Annotated in this window: 12 protein-coding genes; 5 read left to right on the top strand and 7 right to left on the bottom strand. The window is 71.1% G+C overall.

Annotation, left to right across the window (positions count from 1 at the left end; genetic code table 11):
- Position 1: 1 nt before the first annotated feature.
- Together N538_RS0104080 and N538_RS0104075 are read right to left on the bottom strand one after the other, a co-directional pair.
- On the bottom strand, positions 2–916 hold the full coding sequence (locus N538_RS0104080) for an alpha/beta fold hydrolase (RefSeq protein ID WP_028636239.1): 915 nt from the start codon (positions 914–916) through the stop codon (positions 2–4).
- 90 nt (positions 917–1006) lie between these two features.
- A complete protein-coding gene (locus tag N538_RS0104075) occupies positions 1007–1201 on the bottom strand; it encodes a hypothetical protein (RefSeq protein ID WP_155991954.1) in 195 nt (64 codons plus the stop codon).
- Positions 1202–1343: 142 nt separating this feature from the next.
- Here N538_RS0104075 and N538_RS0104070 point away from each other — a divergent pair, with 142 nt between their 5' ends.
- Entirely contained in the window at positions 1344–2039 is a 696-nt protein-coding gene (locus tag N538_RS0104070; protein WP_028636237.1) for a hypothetical protein, read from the top strand.
- A gap of 8 nt (positions 2040–2047) precedes the next feature.
- Here the strand turns inward: N538_RS0104070 and N538_RS0104065 are convergent, their stop codons facing one another.
- Complete coding sequence (locus N538_RS0104065; RefSeq protein WP_028636236.1) at positions 2048–2923, bottom strand: EamA family transporter; 876 nt, start codon at positions 2921–2923, stop codon at positions 2048–2050.
- Positions 2924–2969: 46 nt separating this feature from the next.
- On the opposite strand from N538_RS0104065, the gene N538_RS0104060 reads away from it, so the two are divergent.
- The 3 genes from N538_RS0104060 (at position 2970) to N538_RS0104050 (ending at position 7225) form a co-directional block, all read left to right on the top strand.
- The gene (locus N538_RS0104060) at positions 2970–4058 is read left to right on the top strand and encodes a WD40/YVTN/BNR-like repeat-containing protein (protein ID WP_028636235.1); all 1089 of its coding nucleotides are present in this window, start codon (positions 2970–2972) and stop codon (positions 4056–4058) included.
- Between the two features lie 433 nt (positions 4059–4491).
- Complete coding sequence (locus N538_RS27180; RefSeq protein WP_081790267.1) at positions 4492–5655, top strand: HNH endonuclease signature motif containing protein; 1164 nt, start codon at positions 4492–4494, stop codon at positions 5653–5655.
- Between the two features lie 325 nt (positions 5656–5980).
- Positions 5981–7225 (top strand): ScyD/ScyE family protein, encoded by a 1245-nt coding sequence (locus N538_RS0104050; protein WP_155991953.1) that lies wholly within the window; start codon positions 5981–5983, stop codon positions 7223–7225.
- A 221-nt stretch (positions 7226–7446) separates the two neighbouring features.
- Here the strand turns inward: N538_RS0104050 and N538_RS23770 are convergent, their stop codons facing one another.
- From N538_RS23770 to N538_RS0104030, 4 genes are all read right to left on the bottom strand, one after another.
- Positions 7447–8409 carry an aldo/keto reductase gene (locus N538_RS23770; protein ID WP_081790266.1) on the bottom strand — a complete coding sequence of 321 codons (963 nt, stop codon included), beginning with the start codon at positions 8407–8409 and terminating at the stop codon, positions 7447–7449.
- A gap of 145 nt (positions 8410–8554) precedes the next feature.
- On the bottom strand, positions 8555–10225 hold the full coding sequence (locus tag N538_RS0104040) for an APC family permease (protein WP_028636233.1): 1671 nt from the start codon (positions 10223–10225) through the stop codon (positions 8555–8557).
- 70 nt (positions 10226–10295) lie between these two features.
- Positions 10296–12872, bottom strand: a complete 2577-nt coding sequence (locus N538_RS23765; RefSeq protein ID WP_051548703.1) for a glycoside hydrolase family 65 protein — start codon at positions 12870–12872, stop codon at positions 10296–10298.
- Positions 12869–13579 carry an HAD family hydrolase gene (locus N538_RS0104030; RefSeq protein WP_028636232.1) on the bottom strand — a complete coding sequence of 237 codons (711 nt, stop codon included), beginning with the start codon at positions 13577–13579 and terminating at the stop codon, positions 12869–12871. The genes N538_RS23765 and N538_RS0104030 overlap by 4 nt, the downstream gene beginning before the upstream one ends.
- Positions 13580–13686: 107 nt before the next feature.
- Between N538_RS0104030 and ilvD the strand changes: the two genes are divergently transcribed.
- Positions 13687–15369, top strand: a complete 1683-nt coding sequence (ilvD, locus tag N538_RS0104025; protein WP_036569464.1) for a dihydroxy-acid dehydratase — start codon at positions 13687–13689, stop codon at positions 15367–15369.
- Positions 15370–15376 lie beyond the last annotated feature (7 nt).

Raw genomic sequence — 15376 nt, 5'->3', positions numbered from 1 at the left:
GTCAGCCGACTCTACGCAGGAACTCCCGGAGCAGGCCGTGGACGCGGTCGGGGTGCTCCATCTGGAGGAAGTGCGTGCCGCCGAGCTCGACGTACGTCGCGTCCCGCATCTTCGCGGCGGCCGACGCCATCGAGCGCGCGCCGGCGAGGAGGTCCCAGGTGCCCGCGACGAACACCGCCGGTGCGTCGATCCGGCTGAGTCGGACCCGGGGGTGACGGGAGGTGTGGAGGGCGACGTGGGAGTACCACTCGACCGGGGTCTGGAGGAACGCCGCGACCGCCCTGCGGGCGAGCTCGGGGTCGGCGACGGGCAGCATGAAGCCGCTGTGGCTGACCACGTCGATCGTGCGGCGGCCCACGGGCAGCCTGGTGGTGAGGGGCGTGACCAGGCGGCCGCCGTACTTGAGGGCACGCGCGAGGTTGACGGCGATCGCCTTGCTGGCGACGCCGGGCACGCGCAGCGGGCCGAGCATCGTGGCGAACGTGTCACCGGGGACACCGGCGACCGCGAACAGCCCGGTGACCCGCTCGGGGTGCCGGGCGGCGATCTCGAACGCGGTGTTGACACCCATCGACCAGCCGACGATCACGGCCCGGTCGATGCCGAAGTGGTCCATGACCGAGAGCCCGTCCTCGGCGAACTCCTCGATGCCGACCCGCTCGACGTCGTCGGGCCGCGCGGAGCCCCCGGTGCCACGGTGGTTCCACGAGACCACGCGGACGCCGCAGTCGGGGTCGAGGAAGGCCGGCCAGGCCCAGGCACTCGTGCCCAGCCCGTTGCAGAGCAGCACGGTCGGCCCGTCCATCAGCCCGTCCGGGTCGTTGGTCCAGGCGCGCAGCCGGGTCCCGTCGTCGGAGAGCACGTCGTGGAACGCGAGGCGTGGCGTGACCTCGGTGCGGGTGGGTGAGGCGGACATGGACCTGATTCTGCCCCGCGCCGCGCCCGGGATCGTGGAGGTGTGGCTGACCTCACCGGGCGGCCAGGGAGGTGGTTCCGCCCGGCGAGGTCAGCCGTGCGCAGCCCGGGCTGCTTCCTCCTGCGCCGTCGTCCTGCCGAGGGCGGCCAGGAACTCCTCGACGTCGTCGAGCTCGGCACGCCGTTGTGCGAGAGCGGTGGAGGCGACCATGGCGTTGCGTCTGGCACGGAGCTGGGACTCGACCGGCCACCGGCGTACCGCATCCACGAGCTGCGTCCCGAACATGGGCACCACCCTAGGAGCCGGGCGATTCCAGCCGGTCAACGTCGTGTGACGGTTGCGTGAACTCGCTGCGGAGCCGCGATCGGTCCGTAACACTGGCTCCACACGCGCGTTGCAGGTGTGGGGGACGGGTGAGGAGTGGGGGATGCGCAAGCGGGCGATGCTGCTCGTGGCCGCGGTCGTCGTGCTGTCCGGCTCGGCGCGGGCCGCGGCGGAGACGGTGGCGGACTGGCCGATGGACGAGAGCCGGAACGCGCAGGTCATGCACGACACGACCGGGAACCACGATGCCCCGATCGGCCGGAAGATCATCCCGGGCGGGGGTGTCTTCCACTTCCCGGGGAGCAGCAGCCGCTGGCGCTCGGACCACCAGCGCATCCTGGTCGTGGACGACGCCGACGACCTCGACCCCCAGAACGCCCGGTACGAGATCGAGATCCGGATCCGGACCACCGGCGGTTCCGAACCGAACCTGGTGCAGAAGGGCCAGCACGGCCAGCCGGGTGGATACTTCAAGCTCGCGCTGTTCGATGGCCGGCACCCTCGTTGCGGCTTCCACGACGCGTCCGGTCGCGGACGTGCGACCGGCCGGCGTGACCTCGACGTCACCGACGGGCGCTGGTGGACGATCCGCTGCACCAGCACGGCACGGGCCACCCGTCTCGTCCTGCGGCACGAGGGAAAGCGGTACGTCGCCGTCCAGCGCGGCCCCCTCGGCTCGGTGGAGAACGACCAGCCGCTCGCGATCGGGGGGAAGCCGAACTGCAGCTTCTCCTCGCGCGTCGACTGCGACTACTTCCGGGGCGACTTCGACTACGTGACCATCCGCAAGGGGAAGTAGCCGGCCGCTCAGTCCGGCGCGGGCGCCACCGCCCGTGAGGAGCGCGTCGCGCCGACCGAGGCGACGACCACGCACGCCATCGCGACCCACTGCGGAGCAGTGAGGAACTCGCCGAGGACGACTATGCCCGCGAGGGCGGCCGCCGCGGGCTCGAGGCTCATCAGGATGGAGAACGCCGCAGGGGCGAGGCTGCGGAGCGCGACCAGCTCGCAGCTGTAGGGGATGACCGACGAGAGCAGGCCCACCACCGCGCCGAGCGCGAGGATGCGCGGGTCGACGAGGTCGGACCCGCCCACGCCGACCGCGGCGGGCAGGAGCAGGAGCGCGGCCACCACGGAGGCGACCGCGAGCCCGTCGAAGCCGGGCCAGCGGCGCCCGGTCTGGGCACTCAGCAGGATGTACGCCGCCCAGCACGCGGCGGCCACCAGCGCGAACAGCACGCCGGCCACGGTCAGGGACCCGCGGCCGCCTGAGAGGCCGAGCAGCGCGACGCCGAGACCGGCGAGCGCGACCCAGAGCAGGTCGCGACGACGGCGCGACCCGACCACGGCGAGCGTGAGCGGGCCCATGAACTCCAGCGTCACCGCGACGCCGAGGGGGATCCGGGCGAACGCCTGGTAGAACGACCAGTTCATGAGGCCGAGCGAGCCGCCGAACGTGAGGGCGACGTACCAGTCCTGGCGGGTCCGGCCCCGCAGCGCCGGCCGGGCCACCGCCACCAGCACGAGCGCGCTGGTCGCCAGCCGGAGCCAGACGATCGTGGTGGGCGCGGCCTCGTCGAAGATCGACTTCGCGACCGAGGCACCGAACTGCACCGACAGGATCCCGATCAGCACCAGCCAGACCGGCGAGACCAGGCGGAGCGATGAGTTCCGGGTGGCCACCGGGTCAACCTAGCGGCACAGTAGAGCCACGAGAGTGGAGGACGAGATGGCAGACCGGACCCTGCTGATGGTCGGGACCCGCAAGGGTCTGTGGATCGGCACGTCGGACGAGGCGCGCGAGGACTGGGAGTTCACCGGCCCGCACTTCGACATGGAGGAGGTGTACTCCTGCCTGGTCGACACCCGTGGCGGTACGCCGCGGCTGCTGGCCGGTGCCTCGTCGAGCTGGCTCGGCCCGCAGGTGTGGCGCTCCGACGACCTCGGCGGGTCCTGGGAGGGCACCCCGAACGGTGCGGTCCGGTTCCCCGACGACACCGGCGCGAAGGTCGAGCGGGTCTGGCAGCTGGCGCCGGGCTGCGAGGACGGCGTCGTGTACGCCGGCACCGAGCCGGCCGCGGTCTTCCGCTCGACCGACCGCGGCGAGACCTTCACCCTCGAGCGCGCGCTCTGGGACCACCCGCACCGCCCGGAGTGGAACGCCGGGTTCGGTGGCCAGGCCTTCCACACGGTGCTGCCGCACCCGCAGGACCCGCTCAGCGTGACCGCAGCCCTCAGCACCGGCGGTGTCTACCAGACCAGCGACGGCGGGCAGAGCTGGGCGCCGCGCAACCACGGCATCCGGGCGGAGTTCCTGCCGGAGGGCCAGCAGTTCCCCGAGTTCGGCCAGTGCGTGCACAAGGTCACCCGGCACCCCGCCCGCCCGGAGCGCCTGTACCTGCAGAACCACGGAGGCGTCTACCGCTCCGACGACCACGGCGCGAGCTGGGCCTCGATCGCGGAGGGCCTGCCGGCGGAGTTCGGGTTCCCGATCGTGGTGCACCCCCACCAGCCCGACACCGTCTACGTCTTCCCGATCAACGGCGGGGACAAGCGCTACCCGCCGGACGCGAAGGCCCGGGTCTGGCGCTCGCGCGACGCCGGCGAGACGTGGGAGGAGCTCGCCGACGGGTTGCCGGACGCCTTCTACGTCGCGGTGATGCGCGACGCGATGTGCGCCGACGACCACGAGCGCAGCGGGCTGTACTTCGGCGCCCGCAACGGCGCGGTCTGGGGCTCGCCCGACGAGGGCGAGACCTGGCACCAGGTCGTCGCCGACCTGCCGGACGTCATGTGCGTCCGGGCGGCCGCGCTCTGACCGGGTGTGTCGCTGCTGCCCGGAACGAGCTTGTCGGCCGGACGAGCTCGAAGCCGCGCGATCGTGACCGGTTCGGTCTCGTCGCGGCGGGTGGGCAACGGTTCCCGGCTTGCGGGTCCTGTGTCCGTGGCTTTCTGGCCGTGGGTGGTTGCGACCGACATGGCAGCTACGGGAACGGCTGGTTGGTGGTCGTCGCGGGCTCCCGGCTTGCGCGTCCGATGGCCGCGAGTCGCGGGCCGTGGGTGGTTTCGACCGACATGGCAGCTACGGGGACGTGGGTTGGTGGTCGTCGCCGGTTCCCGGCCTGCGGGTCCCGGGGGTCGCACCGGCTGTGGAAACGCGCTCGGAATCGTGACCTGTTCGTTACCCAGGACCCTGTGGAACATGGGGTTCTGGGCCTCTCGGTGTCGGTGGCCGGTGCTTGAGTAGAGCCATGACAGCGATGGCCACACCTCGGCACCGGGTGTCGGTGACGGTTGCGCAGATGCGTGACCTGGCCGGCTCGGTGACCGATGCGTCGGTGTGGTCCATGGACGCCGCGGAGACCACGACGACGCTGATCGCGCTCACCCGGCTGAAGGCGCAGGTGGCCGAGCTCGAGGCCCGGGTGGCCGAGCACGCCGACGACGAACAGGTCGACGCGTGGGCGCACCGGACCCGGCAGACCAAGCCCGCGGTGCTCGGCCAGGTGAAGCTCGGCCAGGCCCTGGTCACCCGCGGCCAGGTCCGCGACGCGCTCGCCGCCGGTGACCTGGTGGTCGAGCAGGCGCGGGTGATCGTCACCGCGCTGGACCAGCTCCCCGGCGACCTCGACACCGCCCTGGTGGACCGGGCCGAGCGGCACCTGATCGCCGCCGGGCGCGAGCACACCGCCCCGACCCTGCGGATCCTGGGCAAGCGACTGATGGACGTGGTCGCCCCCGACCTGGCCGACGCCTACGAGGCCCGCCAGCTCGCCCGCGAGGAACGCGACGCGCTACTGGCCACCACGTTCACGATGGTCGATGACGGGCACGGCAAGTGCCACGGGAAGTTCACGGTCCCGTCCCTCCACGGTGCCGCGCTGAAGAAGATGCTGCTCGCGATCGCCGCCCCGAAACGGCAGGAACCCCAGGAACCCGGCGTCCCGCTGCGCCCCGGACCCGAACGCCGGGGCCGGGCGTTCTGCGAGCTCATCGAGCGCTACCCGGCCGACCAGCTCCCGCAGACCGGCGGGGTCTCGGCCACCATCGTCGTGACCATGACCCTCGAGGCCCTGGAGGGGCGGCTCGAGCAGGCCGCGCTGCTGGACACCGGGGAGAGGATCTCCGCGTCCACCGCCCGCCGGCTCGCGTGCGAGGCCGGGATCATCCCCGCCGTCCTCGGCGGCACCTCCGAGGTCCTCGACCTGGGCCGGACCCGCCGGTTCCACACCAAGGCCCAGCGGACCGCGATCGGCATCCGGGACAAGGGCTGCACCGAACCGGGCTGCGATTGGCCACCCGCGATGTGCCACGTCCATCACGACATCCCCTGGAGCCGAGGCGGACCCACCGACGTCGAGCACGGCAGGCTCCTCTGCCCGAAACACCACACCAGGTTCCACCGACGAACCTAGGCCGACCGGCCCGACGAACCTCCACCACAGACGGCGCCCGGTCGCGCGCAGCCTGACCACCCGCGTCACGAACCACGCGGAACGCCGCAGATCCGCGCACCCTGACCCCACTTCGCTCGCAGTCGGCACGCACGGCAAGGGCCTGCTCCGTCAGCGCGCAGGTGTTCGACGACGCCACCCGCGTGGTCGCCGGGGTCGACCTCGACCCCGAAAGCTGAACGAATTGGTCAATGTGGGGGAAGCGGCGGGCCGGGCCCGCTTCTAGCGTGAGGAGCAATCGCGTGGTCTGTGCGGGGCAGTCGGCGCCTGACGACGGAGGAACCGCATGACCATGCGTCGCTCGAGCATCCGTATCGCGATAGGAGCCGTGAGCGCCGCCGCGCTCCTTCTCGGCTCGTCGGCGAACGCCGGAGTGCTGGGTCAGCAACAGCATCACCACCACGATCACCACATCTCCATCAAGCCGGTGCTCAGCGGTCTGGCCGCACCGCGCGGGATCGCGTTCGACAGCCGGGGCGACATGTACGTCGCGGAGTCTGGCATCGCGGGCTCCGGCACGGCCGGCCTGACCCACACCGGCAAGGTGAGCAAGTACCGCTGGGGCTCCGACACTCCGGCGTGGACCACCCGCTTCGACTCGTTCTACGCGTCCGAGGACCCGTCTCAGCCGCCCGACGTCCTGGGTCCCGAAGGGCTCAGCGCGATGGGGAACGGATGTATGAAGGACGACGACGACCGCCACGGACGCGACCACGGCGACGGCCACCACCACGGCTGCCAGGTGCAGATGATCATGAGCGAGTCGACGCCGGGCATCCTCGCCGCCAGCAACGGTATGGTGAACGCGCCCCAGGCCGGCCACCTGTACCGGCTCGACGGCGTCAACGGCAGGGCCAAGTCGATCTCGGACGTCGGCTCGCAGATGTACCAGTGGACGACTGACCACTCCGACCTGTTCCCGGACGACTTCCCGGACTCCAACCCGTTCGGCCTGCTGATCACCAAGGGCCACCGCGGCGGGATCCGCACCTTCGTCGCGGACGCGGGCGCGAACACGATCAGCGAGATCATGCGGGACGGGACCGCCCGGGTGGTCGCGTACATTCCCAACGAGGACTTCGGGGCGATGCGCGACTCGACGCCCACCTGCATGGCACAGGGGCCGGACGGCTACCTGTACGTCGGCACGCTGGACCTGGTGTCCAACCTGTTCGTGCCCCCGGGCACCGGCGGCTTCTCCCGCGTCTGGCGGGTCGACCCGAACGCCGACTTCCCGACCGCGCCCACCGTCTGGGCGTCCGGCCTGACGACGATCACCGGGTGCACCTTCGACCGGCACGGCAACTTCTGGGCGGCGGAGATGTTCGCCGGTGGTACGACGGCCAACCCGCCGGGTGATGTCGTCGTCATCCCGTGGCGGCACCCGGAGTTCCAGAAGCACCTGGGCGCCGGGAAGTTGCCGCTGCCCGGGATGATCGCCCAGGGCCCGGACGGAGCGATGTACGTGACGACCGGATCGTCGGCACCTGACTCCGCCGGTGGCGTGTCGCGGATCAGCTTCCGCCACTGAGGCAGGTCGGTCGGCGAGATCCGACTGGCCGGCCGCCAGGTCGAACGACCGGAGGGCAGCGGCGACCGTCGCCGCGTCCTCCGGTCGCATCCCGTCCAGGATCTGACGTCCTGACGGCGTCGCTCGGTGACCGCGTCGAGCCGGACCCCATGGTCCGCACGTCGGCTGAGCGGAGCACCGCCCACTGACTTCACAGCGCGGGCCGCACAGGACGCCGCCGGCTATGCGAGCTCGGCGGCGGCGGCTTCGAGAAGAGTGATCTGCGCGTCGTCGAGCGTGATGGCCGGCGCTGCCAGGAGGTCGTCGAGCTGCGCGCTGGAGGTGGCGGAGGCCAAAGGCGCCGTCACGGTCGGTTGGTGCATCAGCCAGGCCAGAGCGATGGTGGCGGCACGGACGTGGTGTTCGTGGGCGATCGCTTCGATGGTGTCGAGCAGGCGGAGCCCCTGTGGCGTGAGCAGAGGTCGTACGCCGGCTCCTCTGGCTCGGTCCTCGGTGTCAGCCTCGGTGCGGTACTTGCCCGAGAGGAAGCCACCGCCGAGAGCACGGTAGGGCAGCACGGCAAGACCGGCCTCGGCCGCCAGGGACGCGAGCCCCGTCTCGTACGGCCGTCGGTGGACCAGGCTGAAGTGCGGTTGGAGCGCGACCGGTGCGACGAAGCCGTTCGTGCACGTCGTCTCGATCCACTGACGGACGGCGTCTGCGGTGAAGTTGGACAGTCCGACGGCCCGGATCTTGCCCGCCCGGACCAGGGCGTCGAACGCCTCCGCACTCTCCTGGATCGGCGTTCGGTCGTCCTGGTAGTGCGCGAAGTAGAGGTCGATGTAGTCGGTGCCCAGCCGACGCAGCGACTCGTCGACCGCCGCGGCCACGGTGCTCGCGGACAGACCCTCGAAAGCCGGGTGGTTGCCGCACTTCGTCGACACGATCATCTGGTCGCGATTCCGCCGGTCTCGCATCCAATCTCCGAGGATGACCTCCGATGCTCCGTCGGAGTACGTGTCGGCCGTGTCCACCAGTGCACCTCCGGCGTCGGCGAAGGCGTCGAGGATCCGATGGGATCCAGCGGCGTCGGTCGTGCGGCCGAACGTGTTGCCCCCGAGACCCACCGCAACTGCGAGGTCGTCACCCCAGCGGCGCTCGGGTGCACGGTCGACGGGCTGGGTGGTGGCTCCGGGTCGGGTCACGAGGTCTCCTTGATCGGCTCACGGATGAGCAATCCAAGCAGCCGGCCCCGACATCAGCTGAACCTGGGAGTTGCCGTCCCATGCCGGCGGATCCGGTAGCTGGGCCTGCACGCCCAGCTCCGAGAGGGTCACCCGTTGACACCCGTCAGGGCGCCGCTCCGAGCTCCTTCTCCTCGTACTCGGCCTCCCTGCGTGAGGCCTCGATGTGCTCCTCGATCTCCTCGCGCCGGAGCGGCACCAGGTACGCGATCACGTAGACGAGGACCGAGAGGGCGAACAGCGCCGGGATCGCCGTGCCGAAGCTGAGCACGTTCTGGTTGCCGGCGGCCGGCTCCGGGTAGCTTCCGAGCCAGGAGATGACCAGCAGGCCGGCCAGCCACGGGAGCACCCAGCTCGCGCCGGAGCGCAGGTCGAGCTTCGGGGTGTCGTGGCCCAGCACGTGGTAGATCGGGAGCAGCAGGAACCCGATGGCGATGGCCACCGCGAGCTTCCAGACGATGTCCCAGCCCGACCAGTAGATGATCAGGTTCGAGGACCAGAACGCCAGGAACGGGATGAGGTGCCCGCCCGGCACCCGGAACGGACGCTCGAGCTCCGGCATCCGCTTGCGCAGGGCGACGAGCACGAGGGGCCCGGAGGCGAACGACATCACGGTCGCCGAGGTGATGAAGCCGACCAGCTGCTGCCAGCTCGGGAACGGCAGGAACACGATGAGCCCCACCACGAAGGCGACCACGAGCGAGATCAGCGGGACACCGCGGTCGGTCGTGCGCGCGAGCGCCTTCGGCGCGTTGCCGTTGCGCGCCATGGCGTACGAGATCCGCGACGTGACGGTCGTGTAGATCAGGCCGGTGTCTCCGGGCGAGACGATGGCGTCGACGTAGAGCAGCACGGCCAGCCAGGACAGGCCGAGCAGGGACGCGAGCGCGGCGAGCGGGCCGAAGTCGTTCTCGAAGGTCAGCTTCGCCCAGCTGCCCGAGTCGCTCAGGACCTGCGTCGGCAGGGCGCCGATGAACGCCACCTGCAGGGCGATGTAGATGAGGCCCGTGAGCAGCACCGACCCGACGACCGCGAGCGGGACGTTGCGCCGTGGGTTGTCGGTCTCGCCGGCCAGCTCGATGCCCTGTCGGAACCCGAGGTAGGAGAAGACGATCCCGGACGTGGCGATCGCCGTGAAGACTCCGTGCCATCCCGACGGCTTGAAGCCGTGGCTGGTGAAGTTCTCGCCGTGGAACGCGGAGATCAGGAAGGCCGCGATGACCAGCAGGATGATGCCCAGCTTCCACCACACCAGCGCGTTGTTGATCCGCGCGAACCAGCGGATGCCGAAGTAGTTGATGACCACGAAGGTCGCCATGAGCACCACGGCGGCGCCGTAGCCGAGGGCCGTCAGCGTGTGCACGATCTCGCCGTTGACCGTGTGCTCGCGCGTGAACGGCGCGTACTTGGTCGCGTACTGCAGCGCCGCCTCGACCTCGATCGGGGCGGTGGTCGCGACGGCGACCCACGTGATCCAGCCGGCGCTGTAGCTCGCGAACGAGCCGAAGGCCAGGTGCGGGAAGCGGACCACCCCGCCGGACACCGGGAACATCGTGCCCAGCTCGGCGTACACCAGCGCGATCAGCAGGATCATGAAGCCGCCGAGGGCCCACGAGATGATCGCGGCCGGACCGGCCTGCTGGGAGGCGTTGAGCGCACCGAAGAGCCAGCCGGAGCCGATGATCGACCCGACGCTGGCGAACAACAGGCCGACGACGCCGACGTGCCGTTTGAGGTTGGGCTCCGTGGCCTCTCGGGTGGGTGTGGCGGTGGCCATCGAGGTCTCCTCCGTGTCGCGACACTTCAAACCCCGTGGGGGTGCCCGGCGCGACCGGCGGCCAAACCCGCTACGACTGCGAGATGTGCGTCCCGAGCGGCGGCGCGTCCATCGCGGCGATCGGGATCTCGCCGGTCGCCTCGAGCTCCTCCGGCGGATGGATGGGCTCGGGCACCCCGGCGGTGATGGTGCTGCCGTCCGCGCGCCGGCCGCCGACGACCGGGCGCTCCCCGAGCAGGCCGTCGATCCGCTCGCCCTGGTCGGACAGGACGACCTCGACCGGAGCGCCGGGGGTCACGACGTACTCGGTGCCGCGGACGGAGACCGGTACGGCGTCGTCGCCGGCGATGGCGGTGAACCGGATCCGGTCCTCGTCGAGCTCGACGAGGAGGCGGGAGCCCTGCCAGCAGATCCGGAACCGCAGGCTGTCCCAGGCGACCGGCAGCCGTGGGTCGAAGCTCAACCGGCCGTGGTAGTCGCGCATCCCGCCGAACCCGTACGCCAGCGCGCTCCAGACGCCGCCGCACGAGGCGATGTGCAGACCGTCGACGGTGTTCCCGTGCAGGTCCGCGAGGTCGACGTAGAGCGACTGGTGGAAGTAGTCGAGGGCCGCGTCGTGGTAGCCGACCTCGGCGGCGACCACGGACTGCACGACCGCCGACAGGGTGGAGTCGCCGGTGGTGATCGGGTCGTAGTACTCGAAGTCGGCGCGCTTCTCCTCGGGCGTGAACCGCTCGCCCTGGAGGAAGAGCGCGAGCACGACGTCCGCCTGCTTGAGCACCTGGAAGCGGTAGATCACGAGCGGGTGGTAGTGCAGCAGCAGCGGGAACAGGTCGTCGGGGGTCTTGGAGAGGTCCCAGACCTCCCGATCGAGGAAGTAGTCGTCCTGGGGATGGATGCCGAGGCCCTCGTCGTACGGGATCGTCATGCCGTCCGCGCAGCGCTGCCACTCCTCGACCTCGGCGGGGTCGAGGCGCAGGCGGGCGGCGATCCGGACGTACTCCTCGGGATGGGCGTCGCGGATCCGGGTGATGGCGGCGGCGGCCTGGTCGAGGTTGAAGCGCGCCATCACGTTGGTGAACAGGTTGTTGTTGACGACGGTCGTGTACTCGTCCGGCCCGGTGACGCCGTGGATGTGGAACGACGGGTCGCCGTTGCTGCGCCAGAAGCCGAGGTCCGCCCACATCCGCGCGGTCTCGACGAGGATGTCGATCCCCTCACGGATGAGGAACCCTTCGTCGCCGGTCGCACCGACGTACTTCATGAGCGCGTACGCCACGTCCGCGTCGATGTGCACCTGGGCCGAGCCGGCCGCGTAGTACGCCGAGGCCTCCTCGCCGTTGATGGTGCGCCAGGGGTACATGGCGCCGCTCCCCGCCAGCTCGCGGGCGCGCTCGCGCGCAGCGGGCAGCATCAGCGAGCGGAAGTGCAGGGCGTTCCGCGCCACCTCCGGGTTGGTGTAGCTGAGGAACGGGATGACGTAGATCTCGGTGTCCCAGAAGAAGTGACCCTCGTAGCCCGAGCCGGTCACGCCCTTCGCCGGCACGCCGAGCCCGTCGATCCGGCCGGTCGCCTGGGCCAGGCTGAACAGGTTGAAGCGCACGGCCTGCTGCACCGCGCGGTGCCCGGTGGTGTCGCCGCCGACCTCGATGTCGGCTCCCGCCCAGAAGTCGGCGTACCAGGCGCGCTGGTCCTCGACGTAGTTCTGGACGCCGTGCCGCTTCGCGCGGTCCAGGGTGCGCTCACAGCGGTCTGCGAGCTCACGGGCGGGGACGGCCCTGGACGTGTGGTAGGTGACGGTCTTCGTCAGGCGGGTGGTGGCGCCGCGGGTCGCGTCGACGCGGAACACCAGCTTCGCCTGGTCGGCGTCGGACCGCGCGACGATCTCGTGCTCGTCCTGGGTCTCGAGCACGTGGTCGGCCGCGACGGCGAGCGTCATGCCGGAGTGGGCGCACTGGTAGCCCAGCAGCAGCCGGTCGTTGGTCGCGTGGCTCATCCGCGGCTGCAGGACCCGCTCGGCGAACATCATGGTCTTGCGGGGATCGGCGGTCGTCGCCGCATGCTGGGGCATGCGGTACTCGTCCATGCCGTCCTGGCGGTTGAGGATCTGGGAGGAGATGACGACCGGTGCGTCGCCGGTGAGCACCTCGACCTCGAGCGTCATCACGGCGAGGTGGCGCTGGGTCATCGACACCATCCGGGTGGAGTCGATCCGCACCCGCTTGCCCGACGGCGTGCGCCAGATCAGGTTCCGCCGCAGCACGCCGTCGCGGAAGTCGAGCCGCCGTTCGTAGTGCTCGAGGTCGGCGGTGCCGAACGTCAGCGGCTCGTCGTCGACGTAGATCTTGAGCACCTTGGTGTCGGGCGCGTTCACGATGGTCTGGCCGGTGCGCGCGAAGCCGAACGCCGTCTCGGCGTGCCGGATCGGCCAGGTCTCGTGGAAGCCGTTGACGAACGTGCCGTGGGCGTACGCCGGCCGTCCCTCCTCGGGGTTCCCGCGCATGCCGAGGTAGCCGTTACCGACGGCGAACAGCGTCTCGGCGACGCCCATGTCGTCGAGGCTGTAGCTGGTCTCCACCAGCGCCCACGGCTCGATCGGGAACCGGCCGCGGTCCATCGGGTTCGGGCCGACCGTGCGCCGGCTCATGCGGCGTCCCCGGCCGGGACGAGGTCGGCGAGGTCGGCGACCACGACGTCCGCGCCGGCCTCACGCAGCGCCTTCTCGCCCGCGCCCCGGTCGACACCGACCACGCGTCCGAAGTCGCCGGCCCGCCCGGCGCGGACCCCGGAGACGGCGTCCTCGAGCACGACCGACCGCTGCGGCGTCGCCCCGAGCTCGGCGGCGGCGTGCAGGAAGGTGTCGGGTGCGGGCTTGCCGGGCAGGCCCAGCTCGGTCGCCACCGCGCCGCTCATGACCGTGCGGAAGCGGGCGAGCAGGCCCGCGGCCTCAAGCACCGCCGGCGCGTTCGCGGAGGACGACACGACGCCGAGGGGCGTGCCGAGCCGCCCCAGGTGGTCGAGCAGCCGGACCGATCCCGGGTAGGGCTGCACGCCGTCACGCGCGAGCACCACGTTGAACGCGTCGTTCTTCCGGTCGCCGAGCTCGCGGACGAGGTCCTGCGGCGCCGGGATGCCGCGCGAGGTCAGGAAGTCGCGGACGCCGTCGTACCGGGGCTTCCCGTCGACGTGGGCGAAGTAGTCGACATCCGTGTACGCCGCGGTGTCGCCCTCGCCGTCCCACGAGGCGAGGAACTCGCTGAACATGTCCGACCAGGCGCGCATGTGCACCTCCGCCGTCGGCGTGATGACGCCGTCGAGGTCGAACAGGACGGCGTCGTGCTCCTGCCAGGTCACGGTCACGGTACGAGGCTAGTGTTCGCGATGCTCCGGCGTCGCGACCAGGCGGTCACATCGTGACCTTCCGGTCCGGGGGCGGAGGCCGCGCCGATACCCTCGTGGCCATGACCAGCCCCGACATCAAGCCCCGCTCCCGCGACGTCACCGACGGCCTGGAGCGGGCCGCGGCCCGCGGCATGCTGCGCGCGGTGGGCATGGGCGACGAGGACTTCGCGAAGCCGCAGATCGGGGTCGCGTCCAGCTGGAACGAGATCACCCCCTGCAACCTGTCGCTGGACCGCCTGGCGAAGGCGGTCAAGAACGGCGTGCACGCGGCCGGCGGCTACCCGCTGGAGTTCGGCACCATCTCGGTGTCCGACGGCATCGCGATGGGCCACGAGGGCATGCACTTCTCGCTGGTCTCCCGCGAGGTGATCGCGGACTCGGTCGAGACCGTGATGATGGCCGAGCGGCTCGACGGCTCGGTCCTGCTGGCCGGCTGTGACAAGTCGCTGCCCGGCATGATGATGGCGGCGGCGCGGCTCGACCTCGCGAGCGTCTTCCTGTACGCCGGCTCGATCATGCCCGGCCAGGTCGACGGCAACGACGTGACGATCATCGACGCCTTCGAGGCGGTCGGCGCCTGCCTGGCCGGCAAGATCAGCCGCGAGGAGGTCGACCGGATCGAGCGGGCGATCTGCCCGGGCGAGGGCGCCTGCGGCGGCATGTACACCGCGAACACGATGGCCGCGGTCGCCGAGGCGATCGGCATGTCGCTGCCGGGCTCGGCCGCCCCGCCCGCCGTGGACCGCCGTCGCGACGGCTTCGCGCACCGCTCCGGCGAGGCCGTGGTCAACCTGCTCCGGCACGGCATCACGGCCCGTCAGATCATGACCAAGGAGGCGTTCGAGAACGCCATCACGGTCGTCATGGCTCTCGGCGGCTCGACCAACGCCGTCCTGCACCTGCTGGCGATGGCCCGCGAGGCCGACGTCGACCTGACGATCGACGACTTCAACCGGATCGGCGACAAGGTGCCGCACCTCGCGGACCTCAAGCCGTTCGGCCGCTACGTGATGAACGACGTCGACAAGATCGGCGGCATCCCGGTCGTGATGAAGGCGCTCCTCGACGCCGGTCTCATGCACGGCGACTGCCTGACGGTGACCGGGCGGACGATGGGGGAGAACCTCGCCGACCTGGCGCCGCCGGACCTGGACGACGACGTGATCCGCAGGCTGGACCGGCCGATCCACAAGACGGGCGGGCTGACGATCCTCAAGGGCTCGCTGGCCCCGGAGGGCGCGGTCGTGAAGACCGCGGGCTTCGACGAGTCGGTGTTCACCGGCACCGCGAGGGTCTTCGACGGCGAGCGGGCGGCGATGGACGCGCTCGAGCGCGGCGAGATCCGGCCCCGCGACGTCGTGGTGATCCGCTACGAGGGCCCCAAGGGCGGTCCGGGCATGCGTGAGATGCTCGCGATCACCGGTGCGATCAAGGGCGCCGGGCTCGGCAAGGACGTCCTGCTGATCACCGACGGCCGCTTCTCCGGTGGTACGACGGGCCTCTGCGTCGGACACATCGCGCCCGAGGCCGTGGACGGCGGCCCGATCGCGTTCGTCCGCGACGGCGACACGATCACCCTCGACGTCGCCAACCGGCTGCTCGAGGTCGAGATGGGCGCCGAGGACGAGTGGGCGGAGCGGCAGGTCGGCTGGGAGCCGCTGCCCCCGAAGTACACCCGCGGCGTGCTCGGCAAGTACGCCAAGATCGTGCAGTCCGCGGCGCACGGCGCGATCACCAGCTGACGGTGTC

Source organism: Nocardioides sp. URHA0032, assembly GCF_000620645.1.
Taxonomy (GTDB): Bacteria; Actinomycetota; Actinomycetes; order Propionibacteriales; family Nocardioidaceae; genus Nocardioides.
Note: the sequence above shows the minus strand (reverse complement) of the source record. Positions and strands in the feature narration are given on the sequence as shown.

Coding starts and splice junctions, on each gene's coding strand:
- N538_RS0104080 (WP_028636239.1), bottom strand. CDS start 916: ATGTCCGCCTCACCCACCCGCACCGAGGTCACGCCACGCCTCGCGTTC.
- N538_RS0104075 (WP_155991954.1), bottom strand. CDS start 1,201: ATGTTCGGGACGCAGCTCGTGGATGCGGTACGCCGGTGGCCGGTCGAG.
- N538_RS0104070 (WP_028636237.1), top strand. CDS start 1,344: ATGCGCAAGCGGGCGATGCTGCTCGTGGCCGCGGTCGTCGTGCTGTCC.
- N538_RS0104060 (WP_028636235.1), top strand. CDS start 2,970: ATGGCAGACCGGACCCTGCTGATGGTCGGGACCCGCAAGGGTCTGTGG.
- N538_RS27180 (WP_081790267.1), top strand. CDS start 4,492: ATGACAGCGATGGCCACACCTCGGCACCGGGTGTCGGTGACGGTTGCG.
- N538_RS0104050 (WP_155991953.1), top strand. CDS start 5,981: ATGACCATGCGTCGCTCGAGCATCCGTATCGCGATAGGAGCCGTGAGC.
- N538_RS0104040 (WP_028636233.1), bottom strand. CDS start 10,225: ATGGCCACCGCCACACCCACCCGAGAGGCCACGGAGCCCAACCTCAAA.
- N538_RS23765 (WP_051548703.1), bottom strand. CDS start 12,872: ATGAGCCGGCGCACGGTCGGCCCGAACCCGATGGACCGCGGCCGGTTC.
- ilvD (WP_036569464.1), top strand. CDS start 13,687: ATGACCAGCCCCGACATCAAGCCCCGCTCCCGCGACGTCACCGACGGC.